This is a genomic window from Stenotrophomonas sp. YAU14D1_LEIMI4_1, from assembly GCF_003086815.1.
Lineage (GTDB): Bacteria > Pseudomonadota > Gammaproteobacteria > Xanthomonadales > Xanthomonadaceae > Stenotrophomonas.
The window spans coordinates 2,596,378-2,615,796 of record NZ_CP025997.1; the positions used below are offsets into that span (position 1 = coordinate 2,596,378).

Consider the following 19,419-nt stretch of genomic DNA (forward strand, 5'->3'; position numbering starts at 1 on the left):
CGCGTCTCCTTTCTGTCAATTGATTTGTTCGCCCCGTATCGGGGCCCGCCCCACGGCGGCTGCGTACTCCGCCGCCCAGTCCTCCCGCTCAAATACCCAACGGCCATCCTCTCGGTGCAGCAGGAACTTCTCCTGCTGACCATGGCCGCTGAAGCAGCTACCACTGACCACCGAAATCATCGCCCACTGCCCGTCGACAGTGAACACCGGGCGTGACAGCGAAACGATCTGCAACTGCCGTTGGGTCACGTTCCCGTCGCAGCCCGGCCCGTCCTCCGCCTTCATCCTCTGCAACTGTTGAAGGGTCATGCGCTGCGTACCCGCCAGCGCCTGCTCGGGCACGCGCGAACGCCGCGCATTGGCGGCGCGCTGTGCAGCCTCCAGTTCCTGCCGCAGCCGGAACAGCGCCTCACCTTCGTCATCGGGGAAACGGGCCAGCGCAGCATCATTTTGGCAATCGGTCATGGCGGGGCGCTGCCTGCAGAAAGGCAGCGTCCACTCCATTACCCTGGCCCAGGAAGGCGCCGGGGTATCCAGCGTGGGCTGTCGCGGTGGCCGCCAGCGCCCGACATCCTTTACTGCAGCACCGTGGCCGGCGGGCGTGGTCACGTTCGCCAATGGCGCTGGAACCGCTGCCTCTGTGTGCGGCGGGGGCGGGAGTGGCAAGGCAGCGCCCCCCTGCCTCGACAGCGCTTTCACCATCGGCGGCGGCGGCGGCATCGGCGGCCAAGGCGGCCGAACCTGCCGGATCGCCAGCGCCATCACCTCGGCCTGCATCTGCGCGGTGCCCAGCACGACGGGCATTGGACCGATGCGGACCGGAGGCGCCTGCCACGTGCGCTCCACCAGCAGCGCCAGCGCCACAAAGGCCACGACCAACCACAGGATGCGCCTCCAGATGATGCGTACGTGCATGATCCTCCCTGCTTCGTTCTGCAACCTTGGCGCCACGCTACGGCGCGCGCGCCACTTGGATCGGCGTGACCACATCGGGCGCCAGCGTCTGCGCCAGCCAACCCAGTGCGGTCAAGGCGTTGCTCCCTTGTAGACAGCCTCGATGCGATGACCATCCGGGTCGACGACGAACGTGGCGTAGTAATGGTCGCCGTAATCGGTGCGCAGCCCGGGGGCACCGTTGTCGCGCCCGCCCGTGGCCAGCGCCGCGGCATGGAATGCATCCACGGCCTCGCGCGACGGTGCGGCAAACGCAAGATGGAAGCCGGGCCCGGGCGCCAGCGCATCATCACGCTGTTTCAGGCACAGGATGTCCTGATCGTCGATCAGGCCGTAGCCGATCGCCTCGTCGTCCTCGAACACGCGGCGGAAACCGAGGGCTGCCAGGGCGGCATCGTAGAAACGCGCGGCGGCATCCAGATTACGGACACCCAGGGAGAGGTGGTGCAGCATGCGGACATCCTTGCCGGGCACGCGGTGGTGGTGATGGCCGATTCTAACCGCGAATGAAGGTGACTGCGGCATGGCGCTGCTGCAGCGGGGCCGCTATCGTGGCCGGCCTGACACAGGACGTTGCACGCCATGCAGGCCCACCAGTTCACCCGCCCCCTTGCTCTCCTTCTTTTCGTGCCGATGATCGGCCTGGCCGGCTGGGGATCGTGGGCCGCCACCTACTGCTTCAGCGACGGCTGTCTGGGGGTCATCCTGCTCTGGATGGCTGGATTGGCTGTCCTGGTCGTACAGGCCCTGCTGGTGCTGCCGCTGCATGCCTGGGCGTTGAAGCGGCAGGGCTTGCCGGCGCAGGTCGGCTACCTGCGCTGGCTGGGGGCATCGATCGTTTCGGTGGTGGTTCCGGTGCTGCTCGGCTGGCTGTACATGCTGTTCAAATAGCACGCTGCTCAACCCGCCGACCGCTCAACCCGCGCGCGCCGCCTTCAGCAGTTGCGCGGCTACCTGGTCGAACGGGGCGATGTCCTGCAGCGCGCGGCTCATCGCCACCGCGCCTTCCACGCTGGCAATGACCAGGCTGGCCAGACCCGCGGCCTGTTCCGGCGCATGACCATCGCCGATGAAGGCCTGGACCAGATGCCCCTGCCAGCGCGCGAACACCTCAGCCGCCGCCGCGCGCGGCTGGCTGGCAACCGCCTCCACGGGCTCTTCCACCGCCGCGGCTAGCACCGGGCAGCCGGCGCGGAACTGCGAGCGCAGCAGGCGCTCGCGCCACATCGCCAGGAATCGCTCCAGGCCAGGCACGGCGCCATCGCGCAGCAGTTCCAGCAGCAGGGCTTCCACCTTGTCGCCGGCCAGCGTCGTGGCCTTGGCCAGCAGTTCCTGCTTGCCGCCGGGGAAGTGGTGGTAGGTCGACCCCAGCGGGGCGTCAGCCAGCTTGGTGACCTCGCGGATGCTGGTGGCATTGAGGCCCACCCGCGCCAGCATCTGGGCCGCCGCATCGATTACACGCTGGGGGGCATCGCTCGCGCGTGGGCTCATGCTGGGCTCCTTGCTAGGACAGTCGTCATAGATTAGCGTAACGCCCGCTCTATAACAGTCGTCATAGCCATGAATCTCTGGTTCCGCCTGCTCCACCTGCTGCTGTGCAGCCTGTTCCGCCCGCGCCTGGATGCCCCGTTCGGAGTTTCCCGCCTGCAATTCCGCGTCCTGCCCAACGATCTGGACAGCAACCTGCACATGACCAATGGCCGCTACTGGAACATTTTCGATCTGGGCCGGCTGGACCTGATCCTGCGCATGGGCCTGGGCAAGGTGGCGCTGCGCGAAAAATGGGCGCCCATCGTCGGCGCCGGCACCATCCAGTTCCGCCGCGAACTGCGCCCGTTCCAGCGCTACACCCTGGAAACCCGACTTGCCGGCTGGGTGGGCACGCGGGTGATCATGGAACAACGCGTACTGATCGGTCCGGAACAGAAGGTGGCCACGCGGGCGCTGCTGGTCACCGGCATCTACGATCGGCGAGCGCGCGCGTTCGTGGGCATGGAACGGATGATGGCGGCCATTGGCAGCGCCACGCCGCCCTCGCCGCCGCTGAGTGCAGCGGCCGAAGCGCTGCTGGCGGCCGATGCGGCGTTGAAGCGCGACGACGGCTGAGCAGCGCCTTACAGCGCCCGCCTGAGCACATCGTGCAAGCGGCGCTTGTGCGATTCCACCGCCTTCCAGTTCCAGTCGCACACCGGTGGAACATCGAGCGCACCGCGCTCGCGGGCCAGTGCGGCGCGCTCGGTCAGAGCCTGCACTTTGGCCGCGACGTTCGCATCGATCGCGATCGGGAGCAGGATCGAGATCAGGCCCCAACCTGACACGGTCACGCGCCCGAAGTCGCCGCGCCCGGTGTCAAACGGGCGCACGCGTACGGCGCCGCCCATGTCCGCGAACTGCACACCCACCAGCAGCATGCCGCCAGACACGCACTGCAACGCCCGGCCGTGTTCGCACAGCGCCTCGGCAGAGTCGTAGCGCCGCGGTTGCCCACCGGCACGCGAGTACAGCTCCGTTACCAGCACAGGGCTGCGCTTGAACACGGCGCGCGCCATCGCTTCGACCACCTTGCTGGACACTGCCGCCATGCGCAGTCAGTGCGATCCGGGCGCGCCGCGCGGCGCCGCTTGCAGCGCCCGCGCAATAGCGGCCTCGGCCAACGGTGCCATCAGCGCATAGCCCTTCGCGGTGGGATGCACGCCATCGGCGGCCAGGGCAGGATCCAGGCCACCGGCTGCATTGGCCATGGCCGTGTAGTAATCCAGGTACACCAGCCCCTGCGCGTCGGCATACTGCTTGAGCGCGGCATTCAGGGCGCGCACCTTCGGCGCCGGCTCGATGCCCGGCATCCACGGGTACTCGCTCACCGGCAGTACCGACGCCATCACCACGCGCACGCCGTGCACGCGCGCCAGCTCGACCATCGCGTGCAGGTTGTCTTCGATCATCGCCTGCGTGCTGGCGCCGGTATTGCCGGCGATATCGTTGGTACCGGCGAGGATGACCACCACGTCCGGCTGCAGCGCGATCACATCCTGGCCGAAGCGCAGCAGCATCTGCGGCGTGGTCTGGCCGCTGATACCGCGGTTGAGATAGCCCTTGCCGGGGAAGAACGCCGCAGGATCCTTTTCGCCCCACCCCTGGGTAATGGAATCGCCGAAGAACAGCACGCGCGGCACACCGGCCTGCTTGGCAGGCACACGCGCATTGGCTTCACGGTAGCGGCCCAGATCGGGCCAGTCGGAAAGGCGCTGCTGCATGTAGCGCACCTCATCCGGGCGGAGCTGGTCCACGGGCTTCACCAGCAAAGGATTGATCGCCACGGGCGGCTGCGCCTGTGCGCAGGTGGCGCTCATTGCGAGTGCCACTGCGGTGGCGCGGCATCGGGTGCGTAGAAAATGGATCATTGTTGTTCCTGGAGACTCTGGCTGCCGTTCACCTGTTGCACGGTGAGGCCAGCAAGGCCGGGGGGCGCGTCATCCACGCAGGGCGTGGATCTACGGGTGGTTCATCCTCACAGGGCATCGATCAGTGGGGCCCGTGCGAGGGCGGAACGTCCTGCGCGCCCCACTGCTCGTTCTTGGTGGTACCCAGCTCGAAGTCCAAGGTGCCGCCGCGCTGTACGAAGCTGGACGGCAGCCAGCTTGCGTTGCTGGCCCTGCCATTCACCCGCAGCGATTGCACGTACGGCGCATCCATCGCTGCACCGCGTGCCCGCACCAAGATCTTCGCGCCCGGGCGGGTAATCACCGCTTCGGTGAACAGCGGGCTGCCGATCACCAGATCCGCGCGGCCCGGGTACACCGGGTACAGGCCCAGCGCCGACCACACGTACCACGACGACATCTGGCCAAGGTCATCGTTGCCGGGCATGCCCTCGGGGGTGTTGGTCCAGATCTGGCGCATCGCTTGCCGCACGGTTTCCTGGGTCTTCCACGGCTGGCCGAGGAAGTTGTACAGCCACGGCGCGGCGATGGACGGTTCATTGTCCAGTTCGGCGTGCAGCGGGCCGGACTTGGTCACCGCCCATGTACCGTCGGGCTTGCGGAAGAACGCATCAAGCCGCGCGATGCTGGCCTCGCGGCCCCCCAATGCTGCGAACAGACCGGCGGGATCGAAGGGCACCATCCACAGGTACTGCGCACCGCTGCCTTCGACAAAACCATCGTCGGCGGCGGGGTCGAACGCCGGCCAGCTGCCATCTGCATTGCGCGGCTGGATGTAGCCCTGCTGCGCGGTGGCCTTCGGGTTGTACAGATTGCGCCACCAACCGGAGCGCTCACGGAACTGGCGCGCCCCCTGCGCATCGCCGGCCGCCTGCGCCAGTTCGGACAGGCCGAAATCGGCGCTGACCATCTCCAGCGTATCGGCCGCACTCCCCCACCCCGGCGCCCCTTCGGGCATGTAGTTCAGCGCCAGCCACTGGTCCAGGCCCGGGCGCTGGCCCACGCACAACACCGGGCAACCACGCGTGTCGAGATCGCGCGCGGTCGGAACGGTCGCGGCCTTTTTAAGCGAGGCGTAGGCAAGCTGCAGATCGAAGCTGCGCCCGCCGAACGCATGGATGGCCGCCACCGACGGCGGCGATGGATCGCCGTTCATCACGCCGGTGGCGCCGGTGATGTGGGTCCAGCGATCCCACACCCCGCCGTTCTGGTCGGCCTGGTTGAGCAGCGACTGCGCCACGTCCGAACCGACCTGCGGCTGCAGCAGGGTCAGCAGCTGCAGCTGCGAGCGATAGACATCCCAGCCCGAGTAATTGGCGTACTGCGCCTGCTGCCGCTTGGCCAGCGCATGCACCCTGCCGTCCATGCCGCGGTAACGCCCATCGGCGTCGCTGTGCAGGTTGGGCGCCAGCATGGCGTGGTACAGCGCGGTATAGAACACGGTCCGCTCATCGGGCGTGCCACCCTGCACCCGTACCTGGCCCAGCAGCTCGTTCCACTTCGCACGCGTGGCGGCCTGGGTGGCGGCCACCGTGGTGCCCTGCGGACTCTCGCGGCGCAGGTTGGCCCGCGCGCCGGCTTCATCCACGTAGGAAATGCCGATGCGTGCGGTCACCACCGGCGTGCGCTTGGCATCGAAACGGATCCAGCCACCCGCGCCCTTGCCGGCCGGTGGGTGGCCCATGCTGCCATAGGTGGTGCCCCCGCCCCCCTCGCGCGCGCCGGCCTGCACGGTGTCATGGCGCCAGGTGCCACCCACGTCGAACGGCTGGTCGAACTCGGCCACGAAATGCAGGGTGTAGTAACTCTCGCGGCGGTCTTCGGCCAGATAGCCGCAGAAGTTGCCGCTGGTGACCGAGCCGCGCACGGTGCGCGTGGCCGGGTCGATGATGATGGTCGAATCGCTGCTGCCCACTTCGCTGTCGGAGGTGCGGAACAGCAGGTTGGCCGGCTTGTCGGCCGGAAACTGGAACTGGCCGACCGCGGTGCGCGCCGTGGCCGCCAGGCTGACCGCCACCCCGTTGTCCAGGGTGAGTGTGTAGGCACCGGGGCTGGCCGATTCCTTGCGGTGGTCCAGCAGGCTGGTGTAACGCATGCCGGCATCGGCTGACGACGGCGACAGCTCTACCGGCAGCGTGACCGGCATCAGCGGAATATCGCCACTGGCACCGGTACAGCCGGTTCCGTTGACGTGGGTCAGGCTGAAACCGCGCACGCCGTTGCTGCGCCACTCGTAGCCACCGGGGGCGGCGATGGGAAACCGCTTGCCCGGCAGCGCGGTCATTTCCGGGCTGAAGGCCACCATGCCGAAGGGCACCGTGGGCCCTGGGTAGACGTTGCCGGCGTTGGTGGTGCCGATGAAAGGATTGACCTCGGCGGCCAGGTCCTGTGCGGGCGCCCTGGCGGCCAGCAGCGGCAGCGGGGACAGCGTCAACACCGCGGAAACGACGACCAGCAACGAACGGGACATCGACAACTCCAGTGGAAGGTGGCACGCACGCGCCTTGAATCACTGAGAGTAGTACGCGCTGAGCGCCCTGCGACGGGCCGGAGGTCATGGTTGGCGGCACCCGGTCACGATCGCGGCCATCGGGCCGCGCGCCGATCAGTACAACGTACCCAGCCTGAACAACGGCAGGTAGGCGGCAAACATGGCGAGCGGAGTTGCCAGCATCACCGCCACGCTGCCGATCAACGCCGACAGCCGCGCACGTCCTGCCAGCCAGGCGGCAACCACCAGCGCTGGACCCAGCCAGGCCAGCCCGTAACTGCTGGCAAACAGCTGGGTGATCAGCGGCAGCGGCTGGCCCGCTTCGGCAAACCGCTCAACGAACTGCGGGATCGCAAACCGGCCAAGCGCGGTGCAGCCCACGGCGGCGGTGCCGCTGGACAACAGGCCGATCAGCAGCCATCCCCATCCTGAGAGTTCCCGTACAGCCTTTCTCATGAGTATCCGTGGCAAGAAGGGCCGCCCTGGGGCGGCCCTGTTTACAGCAGTCGAGCAAGCTCGACTCTACAAAGGCAGTCGAGCGAGCTCGACGTTACCGGGCGTTCTTCACGTAGGTGTCGAACCAGTTCAGCATTTCCGAGACCAGCTGTTCGTTCGATTCCAGCGCGGTGTACCAGTGCGGCTCGTTGGGCAGCATGACCAGGCGGGTGGTACCGCCATTGCCACGGATCGCCTGGTACAGCTTGCGCGACTGGAACGGTTCGGTGCCCGGGTTGGCATCGTCCTCGCCGTGTACCAGCAGCAGCGGCAGCTTGATCTTGTCGGCGTAGAAGAACGGCGAGGCCTTCAGGTACACGTCCTGCGCCTGCCACACCGACCGCCGCTCGTTCTGGAAGCCGAACGGGGTGAAGGTCTTGTTGTACGAGCCACTGGTCGCCACGCCCGCCTTGAACAGGTTGGTGTGGGCGATCAGGTTGGCCGTCATCAAGCCGCCGTGGCTGTGGCCGGTCACACCGATACGGTTGCGGTCGACCACGCCCATGTCCACGGCCTTGTCCACCGCCGCCTTGGCATCGGCTTCCAGCTGCTCCAGGTAGGTGTCATAGGCAGTCTTGGGATCGCCGACGATCGGGAACGAGGCGTTGTCGATGATCGCGTAACCGGCCAGCAGCATCAGCCGGTACGGCTGCAGGCGGGTGAAAGTCTGCTGCGAACCGGACACCTGGCCGGCCTGCGCGGCATTGGCGAAGTCAGCCGGATAGGCATACAGGATGGCCGGCACGCGCTGGCCTTCCTTGTAGCCCGGCGGGGTGTACAGGGTGAAAGACAGATCCACGCCATCGGCGCGCTTGTAGGTCACCAGCTGCTTCTTGATCTGCCGCACTTCCGGGGTCGGGTCGGTCAGCGTGGTCAGCGCAGTGGCGGTGGAGGCGAACTGCGCCTCGCCTTCCTTCGCAGCAGCCACCGCTTCGCCCTGCTGGCGAACGAAGGCATTCGGCGGGTCCATCACCGACTGGTGCCAGGTCAGGTAGCGGCCGGGCGTGTTGCTGAAACCGAGGAACTGTTCGTAGGCATCGGCATCGCTGCGGAACAGGCGCTCGCTCTTCAGCGAGCCCAGGTCCAGGCGGTCCAGGAACGGGCGGTCACCCTGCGGCGAAGCCCCCTGCCCGCGCAGGAACACGAAATTGCCTTCCTGGCGCACCACGGCCGCACCGTTGGGCAGGCGCTTGAACACCAGGTTGCCCGGATCACCGTACAGCTCATCGCTGGACATGTCCCACAGCAGGCGACCTGCCTTCTTCGGCTGGTCGACATCGACGATGCGGGTCTGCACCCAGTGCCTGTTCTCATCATTCTCGAACAGGAACGACACCGCCGGGTCGGCCGACCAGGCCAGGCCTTCGAACCGCTGCGCGGTGCGGGCGATCTCCACCGGCTTGCCGTTGAACGGCGCCTTCAGCATCAGCACGCGGTCGCGGTGCGGCACGGTCACCTTCCAGTCGCCCTTGTCCAGCGCTTCGGCATAGACCAGGGTGGCCGGATCGGTGGAGCGCCAGTCGAAACCGCGTGGGCCTTCGGGCACGCCGTGCACCGGCACGCGGTCGGCCAGCGGCAGGCTGGCGATGGCGGTGGTCTTGCCACTGGTGATGTCCAGCACCGCCACATCGTTGGCGAAGCGCTGGTAGGTGACCGCATGCGAGAACGGCGGCTTGATCGATTCGGTCAGCACGTGCACGCCATCGGGCGCGGCGCTCACGTCGTTGAAGATCGCGGCGCTGCCCACCGGGTGCACCTGGCCGCTGGCGGTGTCGACCACGGCCAGCTGCGAAGCCCCGTAGTACGCGAACAGCTTTTCATCGTGCACGCTGGTGAGCGTATCGCGGGCTTCGTAGGTACTGCTCTCGCCACTGCTGCCCAGCGATTCCTGTGCATCCGGGCCGGTCGGCACGCCGCCGTTGGACGGCGCGTCGCCCTGGTTGGCCGGCACCAGCTTCACCAGCAGGTTGTTGCTGCCGCCCAGCCACTGCACGGTGCTGCCGAAGATCGGGTTCAACTGCACGCCCGGCACCTGCTTGACCTGGCCAGTGGCGGCGTCGCCCACCCACAGCTGCACGCTGTCGGCCACCGCATTCTGGAACGCGAAGTGACGGCCATCGGCCGACCACTGCGCGCCACCGGCGCAGCCCTGCGGCAGCGTCACCGGGGTGGTCTTGCCGCTGGCAATTTCTACCACGCTGAAGTCGGCCACGCAGGCCGGAATGCCGTAACCACCGGGAGTGTCATGACGGCTGCGGTTTCTCGGCTCCAGACGCACGCCGGCCAGCTTCAGGTAGGGCTGGGCCACACGGGCGATGGACGGATAGGTCTGTGCGGTGGTCAGCAACAGGCGCTGCCCGCTGGGGTCCACGCTGGGAACCGGCGGCGGCGGTGCCTTCAGCACCTTGAGCAGTTGTTCTGGCGGCTTTACGTAATCGGCAAGTGCCGGGCCGGCGGCCAGCAGGCCAAAGGAAGCAACGGCGATGGCCGCTGCCAGTGACGTACGACGAATGAGCATCCTCAACCCCTGGGTTCGATCCGGTGCCCGTGCTACGGGCATGCATCGAAGGTAGCACCCCGGCCCCGCCCGTCCATGGGCCGGAAGCAATGCACGCCGGGCATGGCCCGGCGCCACTACGGGCGTCGGCGACCTCCGGTAGCGCCGGGCCATGCCCGGCGAAACGGAGTCGGTGTTCTACTGCTGGGCGTGCAGATCCCAGGTGGTCAGGTAATCGGGGTCCACCACGATGGCGCCCCCGGTGCGCAGCTGATACTCACCCGGCTCGGCCGGCCGGTACTGGTCCAGCATCGGCGGCAGATAATGCTCGTGGCCATCGTCCTCGTCGGCCAGCACCACACCCTCTTCGGCGCTAATGCGCAGCACGGTGCCTGAATACTGCTGCTGATCGCGCATCTGGCCATCCCCGCCATAACGGGTGATGCCAACCAGAACCACCTTGCCGATCATCTGCCGCGCCTTGGCGTTGTCCAGTGGCGGCAGCATGGGAATGGATTCGTCGCTCATCGGTGCACCTCCAAAGCCTGCAAGTACATCGTGGAAACGCTTGAAGGATGGCAGCTTGCGTACACCACGGCCATCCTGGCCGGTTCAGTCTCCCCACGGCTCGATGCTGCCATTGGCTGCGGCAGGGGGAAGTGAAGATCGGGTCCAATGCAGGGACACGGGTACTGGCAGACAGCGGCCGTTACGTTCGGTGCCGATGCTGCGCGACCTCCGGTAAGTTCACCCACTGCAGGAAGCACAGCTGAAGCCCCCCGCATTCATACGGCCGTGGTCACTCCGACAGCAGCAGCCGACTCTGCTGGCTCAGCGCAGCAACGCCCGCGACGGCCAGTCGAAAGCCCGCTCGTGCAGCGCGAAAAAGGTAGTTGGCAGCGTGATCGACAGGCACGCGAGGCCTGACTGCAGCGCCGTTGGGCTGCAGGGACGCAGGCCGTCGAAACGCGTTGCATGCAGACGCTCCTGCGGCGTGTAGGTCAGCGCATAGTCGTAGTCGTATGACCCACCGAACGTTGATGCGGTGTAGAACATCACCGGCTGCTGCAGGCGGTGCGACAGATCGCGCAACCACATACGGAAGGTATCCGGCGCATCCAGGCCGCGCATGTCCACCTGCGTGATATAGGCCTGGAGCTGCGCGCCGACAGTTGCATCGGCCGGCGCCGCGCCTGCGTCCGGCAGCAGCCCGGTCCAGTGCACCGCACCCGGCGTGCGCCCGGACTGACTCCCCTCCGGACTGCCCACACCGCGGAGCACCAGCAGGCCCGACTTGCCAACTTCGTGGCGATGCAAGCTCTGCGCCCAGCACGTTGCAACCGGGTCCTTCACCACGTATGCCAGGTGCGCGAACGACGATGACGCAGCCCAAGCCATCGCCCGCTCTGTCGCAGCCAGATAGATTTCGTCAACACCCCACGCCATCGCATTGCTCCATTCCGTTGCCAACCGCGTACGCACGTCGCGACGGGGGGCTTAAACGTAAACTGCGCACACCGCATCGATCAACCATCGTCATGCAGAGAAGCAAACGATCACTCATTGCCTCTTCAACGGCAACGCGCGATGCTCAGAAAAGCTCCCTCAGAGAGACCGGAATCATGACTGTTAGACGGCAACCCGCACGCCTCTGCGCGGTGATTCTGGTCATGCTCTCAAGCTTTTGCAGCCGCTATTCAGAGGCGCACGAAAGCAAGAGCCCAGCAACGGTGGCCAGCGCCACAGCGCCCACAGCGCCCACAGCGCATTCTCCACTGGCTGCTGATCAGCTGTTGAGAAGGGTTGTAGAACTTGCTGCCAGCGTTTCATCCCCGAATGAAATAGACAGAGAAACGCTTGCATCCATGCTCGGCTCGCCCGCGGAAGATCTCGGCGATGGCCGAGTTGGCTACAGCGACAGAGTCGGATCAGACTGGACGTTCGCACTGGAGCTTTCCGGAAATGTAAGGACGGGCAAGCGCCTGGACCTCGATTTCTTTGATTCGACGCCCTCAAGGTCTGCCAGCACTGACGCAATCTGCGCAATGGATTTTGAGCAGGCCTCCTCGGAACTTGTCCAGTCGGGATTCTCGAATGCCACCGTCCATGGCGAGCACGAGAGGCCGGTGTCTGAAGCATTTGCAAAGCCTGGAATAGATATATCCGTTGATACGATAGGAACATCAGGCACCCAGGAAACCAATGGCAAGCGTTGCATTCGCGGAATGACCATCAAGGCGAGCACCGCGCCGACAGCGCAACGTCCTGGCGCCGCGGCCGCAGCGGCCTCGGATAACCTGCCCACCACACCACTGGGCGCCGGACAGCTACTGTTGCGTCTGCTCGAACTGATCCAGGCCACAACCTCCGCAAGCGACCTGACCCTCGAGCGCGTATCCGCCGCATTGCGCGAGCCCGCCCGCACCTTCGCACCCGGTCACTTCGGCTACGGTGGCGCCCTCACTTCTGAGTGGAGCTACGGCCTGGAACTGAAACAGGCTGGCACGCCGGACGCGCGACTGGATCTGAACTTCATCGACACCGGTCCGCAGCAGAAGGCGCCGGCCACCGCCATCTGCCAGGTGGATTTCAACCGGTTCGCAACGGCGCTTCATGCGGCGGGTTTTGCCTGGGAAACGGTGCGCGGCGAGCACGGCCGGACCATCTACCACCGCTTTGAGCGCGCGCAGCTGAGCATCAAGGTGGACACGGTCCCAGAACACGCTGCAGCCAATGGCCAGGCAGTGCACGACTGCGTTCGTCTGGTGAGCGTGCAATAGAAGGCGGTCGGCAGCCCCTCCGAGGCTGCCGGGCACCGGCACAGCGGAAGATCCTCCGGCGCTCCCTCCACACGCCACGCTAGAATGCGCGCATGCGCACCGTCCATGCCCTCCGCTACATCACCCCACTCCGCGAAGGGGGTTCCCTGCCCGCCGTGGTCGAGACCGACGACGACGGCATGGCCGTGCTCAAGTTCCGCGGCGCCGGCCAGGGGCCCAAGGCCCTGATTGCCGAGCTGATCGCCGGCGAGATGGCCCGCAGCGTGGGCCTGCCCATTCCGGAAATTCTGTTCATTGAGCTGGACAGCGAATTCGCCCGCACCGAACCGGACCCGGAGATCCAGGACCTGATCCGCGCCAGCGAGGGCCTGAACCTGGGCCTGGACTACCTGCCCGGCGCGATCAACTACGATCCGGCGGCCATGCCGGTCGATGCCGACCTGGCCTCGCGCATCGTCTGGTTCGATGCCTTCACCAGCAACGTGGACCGCACCACGCGCAACCCCAACCTGATGGTCTGGCACCGCAAGCTGTACCTGATCGACCACGGTGCGGCGATGTACTTCCATCACGACTGGGACAACGCCGCCGATGCCTGCGAGAAGCCGTTCACGCTGATCCGCGACCACGTGCTGCTGTCCTTCGCCAGCCGCATCGCCGAGGTGGACGCCGAACTGGCCGCGCGCCTTCCCGATGCGGAGATCGAACGCATCGTCGGCCTGGTACCGGACAGCTGGCTGGTCAACGAGCCCGCCTTCGACAGCCCGCAGGCCTACCGCCAGGGCTATATCAACTATCTCAAGCACCGCCTGAAGGTGCGTGCTGTGTTCGTGCAGGAGGCCATCCGTGCCCACGCTGCACACGTATGACTATGCGGTCATCCGCGTGGTACCGCGGGTGGAACGCGAAGAGTTCATCAACGTCGGGGTGATCGTCTCCTGCCCTGGCGCTCGCCATCTGGAAGCGGCCATCGAGATCGACCCGGCGCGCATGCACGCGTTCGCGCCCGCACTCGACCAGGACGCGCTGCAGCCCTGGCTGGATGCAATCGTGGCGATCTGCCGCGGCGACGCCAACGCGGGCCCGATCGCGCAGCTGCCCGCGCGCGCGCGTTTCCATTTCCTCACCGCCAAACGCAGCTCCATCGTGCAGATGTCCAGCACGCACGTGGGCCGCAGCGCCGATCCGGCCGGCGTGGTGGAGCACCTGATGAACAGGATGGTGCGGGTGCCGCAGCGCTGAGCGTGCGAACGGGCGCCGCGCGTGCACGCGCCCGACACACCTGCGCGGTACAGTGAACCGGCTCTGCGAGACACCCGCCCGCCTTCCGCACAGGAGACTGACGTGACCTCACGACGCCGCTTCCTTTCCCTGGCCGCCGCTGCGGCCGCTCTCTCGGCCACCGCACCGCTGTTCGCGCAATCGCCTGCGCCGGGCAGCGTGCTGCCGACCCGCGGCACGCCGCGCCCTGGGGCCACATTGGCCCGCAACCCGCCGCAGGCAGGCGGTCGCTATCGCCCGCAGACCCGCCTGGGGCTGGGTGGGGCGCCACTGGGCGGCAGTCTGGCGCCCACCACCGATGCGGCCGCACAAGCCACCATGGCCGCCGCGTGGGCGGCCGGCATCCGCACGTTTGATACATCGCCGTGGTACGGGCTGGGCCTGAGCGAACGGCGCATGGGCCGCGAGCTGCACAGCCATGCGCCGGACCAGTACACACTATCCAGCAAGACCGGCCGCCTGCTGACCGGCACCGCTGGGCCGCTGCAGAAAACCAATTGGCACGACCCGGCCCCGTTCCGCTACGCCTACGATTACTCCGCGGCCGGCACCCGGCGCTCGGTGGAAGACAGCCTGAACCGGCTGGGCGTGGCGCAGCTGGATATCGTGCTGATCCATGATCTTTCGCCCGAGAACACTGACCTGGGCATGCCTTGGGAACAACGCTTCGCCGAGGCCCTGAAGGGCGCCATGCCCGAGCTGACGCGCATGCGCGAGGAAGGGCTGATCAAGGCCTGGGGCTTCGGCGTGAATCGCCCCCAGCCCGCGTTGCGCGCGGTGGCCGAAGCCGATCCGGACATCATGCTGCTGGCCTGCCAGTACTCGCTGCTGGACCACGAAGCCACCCTGCACGACACCTTCCCGAAGCTGGCCGAGAAAGGCGTGTCGGTGATGGTCGGCTCTCCCCTGCTGGCCGGCTACCTGACCGGCCGCGAGCGCTACCTGTACGGCAGTCCGATTCCCGAATGGGCACCGGCCAAGCGTGCACGCATGGCCGCCATCTGCGAACGCCACGGCATCGACCTGCGCACCGCGGCCCTGCAGTTCGCCGATGCGCCCGAGGTGGTTTCCTCGATCATTCCCGGTGCGCGCAGCGCCGAGCAGGTACAGGCGAACGTGGCCTCGATGGCCATCGCCATTCCCGCCGATTTCTGGGCCGAGCTGAAGCAGGAAAAACTGATTGCCGCCGATGCGCCGGTGCCCGGCAAGCGTTGATCAAAGCGGCAGGCGTCGGGCGATGTAGTTGACCACATTGCCCACCGCGTCTGGATCGACGTTGGCCAGTCCAATCACCACGTAGCCCTGCTCGGGCAGCACCACGATGGCACTGTTCGACCCGGGTGCGCCGCCCTCGTGCCCGTACTGGCGCTGGCGGCCCTGCCCCTGCACCACGAACCCATAGCCATACCAGCCCTTGTGGTTCTGTGCGCGTGTGGCCTGCTGCAGCAGTTCCGGCGCCACCAGTGCGCCGCTGCGCAGCGCCTCGCAGAATTTCAGCAGGTCGGCGGCGGTGCTGTAGCCGCCGCCGGCGGACATGCCACGCCAGGGCAGCGTCTTCGTTTCGCGCGCCCACTGCCCCTGCACCCGGGTGTAGGCAACGGCACGCTGCGGCACCCCTACCGATTCCGGCTCGAAGCCGGTGCCGGTCATGCCGGTCGGCCGCAGGATGTGCGCATCCACGTAGTCGTAGTACGACTGGCCGGATACCGCCTCGATGAGGCGACCGAGCACGATGAACCCGTAGTTCGAGTAGCTGTCCTGACTGCCCGGCGTGAACTGCGGTGCATCCTTGGCGAAGCGCTGCACGTAGTCGTCCAGCGTCTTCAATGATGCGGAGTACTGTTCGAAGTCATCCGCGAAGAAGTCGCCCAGGCCGCTGGTGTGGTTCAGCAGCTGCCGCACGGTCACCGCTTCGGCGACGGTCGTGTTCGGGTAGTCCGGCAGGTGTTTGCCGATCGTGTCGTCCAGACCAAGCTTGCCGGCCTGCACCAGTTGCAGGATGGCCACCGCGGTGAACATCTTGTTGGACGAGGCCAGCCGGAACCGGGTCTGCGCCGCCACCGGTGTCTTCGCGGCACGGTCGGCCAGGCCACCATGCCAATCCAACAGCACGCGACCGTTCTGCGCGACCAGTACACTGCCGGACAGCGCATCCTGGGCCGCCAGCGCATCCAGCTTCGTGCGCGCATCGGCCATCAACTGCGGCAGCGGAACGCGGGCCGGCTGGAATTGCTCCGGCGTCGGCGTACCTTCCAGGTGGAACTGTTTCAGCTGCGCCGGATGGGCCGGATCCATCTGCGCGTGCACCAGCAGCGCGCGCTCGCTGCGCTCGCCCAGCACCAGCAGGGTGGTCTGCATTGGCGTGCTCTGCCGTACCTCCAGCAGCTTCAGCGGCCCGGTGGAGTCGCGGAATTCCAGATAGTCCTGCGGGGTGCTGCCTTCGGTCTTGGCATAGCGCTCGGCAAAGGACTGCAGCTGCTGCAGGCTGCCGGCATTGAACGCGGCCAGCCAGTCATCGGCGGCTGTGCGGGCATCGGGCGCCGGTGGCGCCGCGTTGGCGGTCTGCGTACAAAGTGAGGGCAACGTAAGCGCCAGGATCAACAGGCTTGTCAGACGAAAGCGCATGAACATGGATACTTCCTCGCGTACCAAGTCTGTGGCCATCCTACGCTGCCACTCTCCCCCAGCATCAGACCAGCGAGGGCCCTCCATTCTCGTGTTGGCGGGTGTCGATGGCCCATTGTTGCTCGCGCTGCAGGTTTTCGCTCGACAGCTCACGAGCTGTCTCATCCATCGAGCGTGCGGGCTGCGCGGTATCAACACTGGCGCGTTCGCCGGGTATCAGACCGGCCACCCATAGTCGATCACCCGCCACCATCACCCGATCCACGCGCTCGGCACTCTGGATGCCGTTGCGCTTGCACTCCAGAACCGCTTGTAGAACATGGTCATCACCAACGGCATCCGGGACGCCATCGCGAATGCGCTGGAACAACGCGGCATCGTTCGGCGACAGCGACGGGGCTGCGCTGCCGGGCTGCACCCACGCCAGTTCCGCTTGTTCAGATGCCGGCACTACTGGGTCGGCAACGGCCTGTTGCCGTGCCTGCACTTGGTCCGGCTGAAACTCGGTGCGGGTATAGGGTGGGCGCTGAGGCGGCCAGTTCTCGGCGCGCTCGAACTCTGTGGTGGGAGCGTGCTCAATTGCTACGGCAGCATCGTTGAGCTGGTGTCGCGCATCTCCATCGATGACACCGCCCGGTCGCAGCGGCAGGCCCTGATCCTGCTGGAAACTGCGCATTGCGGCCTGCATGTCTGCGTCATAGGTGCGCGCAGCACGCTCCTGGCGTTGGTTGGGTTCGGTCAGATAACCCAGCGCTTCAAGTTGGCGACGCATCTCGAACACCGGCTCCCCCCTCTCGCCGGGCTGCAGGTTGCCATCGGCCAGTGGGCCGGTCAGATCGGTCACCGATCTGCGCTTGAAGTCCGGGTCGAGTGTGAGCGTGTCCGCCCGCAAGCGCTGCATCAACGCCTCGTCGATGTGGCCGTTGGCCGGAATGATTCCGCGCTCGGTCTGAAAACGGAGTACGGCCTGCTCGGTGGATGCGCCGAAGTCTCCATCAGGCTTGATCTCGACATTGGCATTGTTGCGCATTCCCAGACGCTGGAGGTATTGCTGTGCCTCGAACACCTGCTGGCTGGCGTCCCCACGGTGAAGGTCCATTGCGGCAACCGGCCCTTGGCTGGTCGGCACCGGCATTTGGAAGCCCGGCTGCTGTACACGCTGGACCAAGCCTGCCACCTCAGTCTCCCAACCGGTGGCCAGTACGGCGATGCTGTCAGGGTACGGGCTGCCATTGTTCAGCTCGCCACCATTGACCGACGCCCGTGCCTGCCGATAGTCAACATGATTGCTATTGATATGGTCCGACAGGCGCGCACCAAACATGCCGTCGCGCATGCCAACAACCAGCACTTTCGTAGCGATTTCCGCTTCCGCCGCCCGTTCCGGATGTTCGGCCAACTCGCGACCCATGCCGAGTGCCTCACCCAGCCGTTCGTAGTTGTTCACATGGGTAAGATGCGCAAAGCCACGACCGTAGTACTCTTCGCCACCAAAGTAACGAAGATCCACTGCCTGCTTCCTTCCCCAATCTTCCTCAGGTGCCGCGAAATCGCGCGATTCGTGCTGAGCTGTCGCCAGCACATACGCGATCTGCCGGTGATCGGTAATGCCATTATCGATGCAGGTCCGGACGATCATCTCCACCGACTGATCACGGGTCAGGCCGAATCCGACGCTGCTTTTTCCATAGCCGTCACTCATATCTCAATACTCCTTGTACAGATCGATTCCGTTCGCTGCGGACGCTAATTCAGAAGCTCTGATTCGGTCGGGCGTTCACCGTTGCAGGTGTTGTAGCGGCGTTCCAGCAACGTGCGCGTTTCGCTTCCGCTTAGCTGGATAACCTTGTCCTCGCGCTCGCACGGACTGACTTGGGCGCGCAGAACAAACCTGCCGTTCTCGATACGATCGATGTCCCGCCCACCAATAGCCGTTTCCAGCGCGCTTGCACGCACATAGCGATTGGCGTTGGCGTCGAGCAGGTAAAACGCATACACGGGGACGTTATAGACACCGTTGTTGTCCAGCCAGACCTGCAGATCCGGCGCACCGTCTCCGTTCAGATCGGCGACTGTCAGCAGCTCGGCTACCTTTGCACCGGCACCTGCACCCACGCGGGTCAGCTGCGGCTGCACGCCGGTGACAGCGACGTTGCGAGCGCCGCGCGTCACCTTCATCGCCTGCACCTGACAGGTGGTCACGTTGTCCGTGCCACTACAATCGGCCACGTTGAACGTCACCTGTAATGGAGGCGAGATCACACCCTGACCAGGCTGCAGGATGATCCTGCCGTCGTGATCAGGCGCGGCGTCGGCTGTATAGGTGGCGACCTGCGCTGGTGTGATGGGGGCTGCCTTGGCTTCGGCGACCAGGGCTGCAGCCCCACTGCCCTGCAGCTGACGGGCGCGCAGCAACGTCATATGGGTGCGGCACTGCTGCGCATCCAGCTGGACCGCGGCATCCCCTGCCTGCGGGCATCTGCTGTCACGCTGGCCAAGCCATTGCCGCTGCAGATTGCGAAGCACGACCTGGTCAGCGACGGCCATCTTCGATCGTGCTGCGACGTAAGCTTCGTTAAGAGCGGTGTCATGGATCCTGAACTCAGCGTCGACACAGCGTTGGCGGGCGTCAAGCGCATTGGCGCTGGCCATGCATTGCCCGTACGCCGGCGTAAGGTGTCGTGCATCACCAGCCAGGAGCTGAGCTCCGCTTGGCCGCTTCCGTGCCTCCGCCTGAGGTGCAGCGTGTACCGCAATGCACAAGCACGCGGCCAAAGTCAGCAGTGCCGCCGGAACTGCGATGCGCCGCCCGCGCACACGTTGAAACGTCAACATACGATGCCTTCCATGGGGGCA

19 protein-coding genes are annotated in these 19,419 nt (G+C 66.1%); 6 read left to right on the forward strand and 13 right to left on the reverse strand.

Translation table 11 applies throughout. From position 1 onward, the window contains the following. Positions 1-15 precede the first annotated feature (15 nt). Both C1932_RS12200 and C1932_RS12205 read right to left on the reverse strand, forming a co-directional pair. Positions 16-915 (reverse strand): hypothetical protein, encoded by a 900-nt coding sequence (locus C1932_RS12200; RefSeq protein ID WP_108762363.1) that lies wholly within the window; start codon positions 913-915, stop codon positions 16-18. Positions 916-1,026: 111 nt separating this feature from the next. Then, complete coding sequence (locus C1932_RS12205) at positions 1,027-1,407, reverse strand: VOC family protein (RefSeq protein ID WP_108762364.1); 381 nt, start codon at positions 1,405-1,407, stop codon at positions 1,027-1,029. A 129-nt stretch (positions 1,408-1,536) separates the two neighbouring features. On the opposite strand from C1932_RS12205, the gene C1932_RS12210 reads away from it, so the two are divergent. Then, positions 1,537-1,845 (forward strand): hypothetical protein, encoded by a 309-nt coding sequence (locus C1932_RS12210; protein ID WP_108762365.1) that lies wholly within the window; start codon positions 1,537-1,539, stop codon positions 1,843-1,845. A gap of 24 nt (positions 1,846-1,869) precedes the next feature. Here C1932_RS12210 and C1932_RS12215 read toward each other — a convergent pair whose 3' ends face one another. Next, positions 1,870-2,445, reverse strand: a complete 576-nt coding sequence (locus C1932_RS12215; RefSeq protein ID WP_108762366.1) for a TetR/AcrR family transcriptional regulator — start codon at positions 2,443-2,445, stop codon at positions 1,870-1,872. A gap of 69 nt (positions 2,446-2,514) precedes the next feature. Between C1932_RS12215 and C1932_RS12220 the strand changes: the two genes are divergently transcribed. Further along, a complete protein-coding gene (locus C1932_RS12220; protein ID WP_108762367.1) occupies positions 2,515-3,060 on the forward strand; it encodes a thioesterase family protein in 546 nt (181 codons plus the stop codon). Between the two features lie 8 nt (positions 3,061-3,068). Here the strand turns inward: C1932_RS12220 and C1932_RS12225 are convergent, their stop codons facing one another. From C1932_RS12225 to C1932_RS12255, 7 genes are all read right to left on the reverse strand, one after another. Beyond that, positions 3,069-3,536, reverse strand: a complete 468-nt coding sequence (locus tag C1932_RS12225) for a hypothetical protein (protein WP_108762368.1) — start codon at positions 3,534-3,536, stop codon at positions 3,069-3,071. Positions 3,537-3,542: 6 nt separating this feature from the next. Then, the gene (locus tag C1932_RS12230; RefSeq protein ID WP_234412127.1) at positions 3,543-4,304 is read right to left on the reverse strand and encodes an SGNH/GDSL hydrolase family protein; all 762 of its coding nucleotides are present in this window, start codon (positions 4,302-4,304) and stop codon (positions 3,543-3,545) included. Positions 4,305-4,476: 172 nt separating this feature from the next. After that, positions 4,477-6,864, reverse strand: coding sequence for a GH92 family glycosyl hydrolase (locus tag C1932_RS12235; RefSeq protein WP_108762370.1), 2,388 nt, complete (start codon positions 6,862-6,864; stop codon positions 4,477-4,479). A gap of 135 nt (positions 6,865-6,999) precedes the next feature. Next, positions 7,000-7,341, reverse strand: a complete 342-nt coding sequence (locus C1932_RS12240; protein WP_159094547.1) for a hypothetical protein — start codon at positions 7,339-7,341, stop codon at positions 7,000-7,002. A 94-nt stretch (positions 7,342-7,435) separates the two neighbouring features. Then, positions 7,436-9,898 (reverse strand): prolyl oligopeptidase family serine peptidase, encoded by a 2,463-nt coding sequence (locus C1932_RS12245; RefSeq protein ID WP_108762372.1) that lies wholly within the window; start codon positions 9,896-9,898, stop codon positions 7,436-7,438. Between the two features lie 177 nt (positions 9,899-10,075). After that, positions 10,076-10,405, reverse strand: a complete 330-nt coding sequence (locus tag C1932_RS12250) for a hypothetical protein (RefSeq protein ID WP_108753511.1) — start codon at positions 10,403-10,405, stop codon at positions 10,076-10,078. Between the two features lie 303 nt (positions 10,406-10,708). After that, positions 10,709-11,323: a hypothetical protein gene (locus C1932_RS12255; protein WP_108762373.1), complete on the reverse strand. Its 615-nt coding sequence runs from the start codon at positions 11,321-11,323 to the stop codon at positions 10,709-10,711. 419 nt (positions 11,324-11,742) lie between these two features. On the opposite strand from C1932_RS12255, the gene C1932_RS20050 reads away from it, so the two are divergent. The 4 genes from C1932_RS20050 to C1932_RS12275 all read left to right on the forward strand — a co-directional run bounded on the left by C1932_RS20050 (position 11,743) and on the right by C1932_RS12275 (position 15,153). After that, complete coding sequence (locus C1932_RS20050) at positions 11,743-12,657, forward strand: hypothetical protein (RefSeq protein WP_234412128.1); 915 nt, start codon at positions 11,743-11,745, stop codon at positions 12,655-12,657. Positions 12,658-12,749: 92 nt separating this feature from the next. Then, positions 12,750-13,526, forward strand: coding sequence for a HipA family kinase (locus C1932_RS12265; RefSeq protein WP_108762375.1), 777 nt, complete (start codon positions 12,750-12,752; stop codon positions 13,524-13,526). Next, positions 13,504-13,899: a DUF3037 domain-containing protein gene (locus C1932_RS12270; protein WP_108753514.1), complete on the forward strand. Its 396-nt coding sequence runs from the start codon at positions 13,504-13,506 to the stop codon at positions 13,897-13,899. Before C1932_RS12265 ends, C1932_RS12270 begins: the two co-directional genes overlap by 23 nt. A gap of 102 nt (positions 13,900-14,001) precedes the next feature. Further along, the gene (locus C1932_RS12275; protein ID WP_108762376.1) at positions 14,002-15,153 is read left to right on the forward strand and encodes an aldo/keto reductase; all 1,152 of its coding nucleotides are present in this window, start codon (positions 14,002-14,004) and stop codon (positions 15,151-15,153) included. Here C1932_RS12275 and C1932_RS12280 read toward each other — a convergent pair whose 3' ends face one another. From C1932_RS12280 to C1932_RS12290, 3 genes are read right to left on the reverse strand one after another with little or no spacing between them, the layout of a single operon-like run. Beyond that, positions 15,154-16,569, reverse strand: coding sequence for a serine hydrolase domain-containing protein (locus C1932_RS12280; protein WP_108762377.1), 1,416 nt, complete (start codon positions 16,567-16,569; stop codon positions 15,154-15,156). Between the two features lie 58 nt (positions 16,570-16,627). After that, the gene (locus tag C1932_RS12285; protein ID WP_108762378.1) at positions 16,628-18,265 is read right to left on the reverse strand and encodes a peptidoglycan-binding protein; all 1,638 of its coding nucleotides are present in this window, start codon (positions 18,263-18,265) and stop codon (positions 16,628-16,630) included. Positions 18,266-18,309: 44 nt separating this feature from the next. Then, positions 18,310-19,215, reverse strand: a complete 906-nt coding sequence (locus tag C1932_RS12290) for a lysozyme inhibitor LprI family protein (protein WP_234412129.1) — start codon at positions 19,213-19,215, stop codon at positions 18,310-18,312. Positions 19,216-19,419: the final 204 nt, after the last annotated feature.

Bases quoted from the DNA above. Each gene is read 5' to 3' on its own strand.
- C1932_RS12265 (WP_108762375.1), top strand. From the start codon at position 12,750: ATGCGCACCGTCCATGCCCTCCGCTACATCACCCCACTCCGCGAAGGG.
- C1932_RS12205 (WP_108762364.1), bottom strand. From the start codon at position 1,407: ATGCTGCACCACCTCTCCCTGGGTGTCCGTAATCTGGATGCCGCCGCG.
- C1932_RS12245 (WP_108762372.1), bottom strand. From the start codon at position 9,898: ATGCTCATTCGTCGTACGTCACTGGCAGCGGCCATCGCCGTTGCTTCC.
- C1932_RS12200 (WP_108762363.1), bottom strand. From the start codon at position 915: ATGCACGTACGCATCATCTGGAGGCGCATCCTGTGGTTGGTCGTGGCC.
- C1932_RS12255 (WP_108762373.1), bottom strand. From the start codon at position 11,323: ATGGCGTGGGGTGTTGACGAAATCTATCTGGCTGCGACAGAGCGGGCG.
- C1932_RS12225 (WP_108762368.1), bottom strand. From the start codon at position 3,536: ATGGCGGCAGTGTCCAGCAAGGTGGTCGAAGCGATGGCGCGCGCCGTG.
- C1932_RS12285 (WP_108762378.1), bottom strand. From the start codon at position 18,265: ATGAGTGACGGCTATGGAAAAAGCAGCGTCGGATTCGGCCTGACCCGT.
- C1932_RS12215 (WP_108762366.1), bottom strand. From the start codon at position 2,445: ATGAGCCCACGCGCGAGCGATGCCCCCCAGCGTGTAATCGATGCGGCG.
- C1932_RS20050 (WP_234412128.1), top strand. From the start codon at position 11,743: ATGCTCGGCTCGCCCGCGGAAGATCTCGGCGATGGCCGAGTTGGCTAC.
- C1932_RS12210 (WP_108762365.1), top strand. From the start codon at position 1,537: ATGCAGGCCCACCAGTTCACCCGCCCCCTTGCTCTCCTTCTTTTCGTG.
- C1932_RS12280 (WP_108762377.1), bottom strand. From the start codon at position 16,569: ATGTTCATGCGCTTTCGTCTGACAAGCCTGTTGATCCTGGCGCTTACG.
- C1932_RS12235 (WP_108762370.1), bottom strand. From the start codon at position 6,864: ATGTCCCGTTCGTTGCTGGTCGTCGTTTCCGCGGTGTTGACGCTGTCC.
- C1932_RS12230 (WP_234412127.1), bottom strand. From the start codon at position 4,304: ATGAGCGCCACCTGCGCACAGGCGCAGCCGCCCGTGGCGATCAATCCT.
- C1932_RS12250 (WP_108753511.1), bottom strand. From the start codon at position 10,405: ATGAGCGACGAATCCATTCCCATGCTGCCGCCACTGGACAACGCCAAG.
- C1932_RS12220 (WP_108762367.1), top strand. From the start codon at position 2,515: ATGAATCTCTGGTTCCGCCTGCTCCACCTGCTGCTGTGCAGCCTGTTC.
- C1932_RS12290 (WP_234412129.1), bottom strand. From the start codon at position 19,215: ATGGCCAGCGCCAATGCGCTTGACGCCCGCCAACGCTGTGTCGACGCT.
- C1932_RS12240 (WP_159094547.1), bottom strand. From the start codon at position 7,341: ATGAGAAAGGCTGTACGGGAACTCTCAGGATGGGGATGGCTGCTGATC.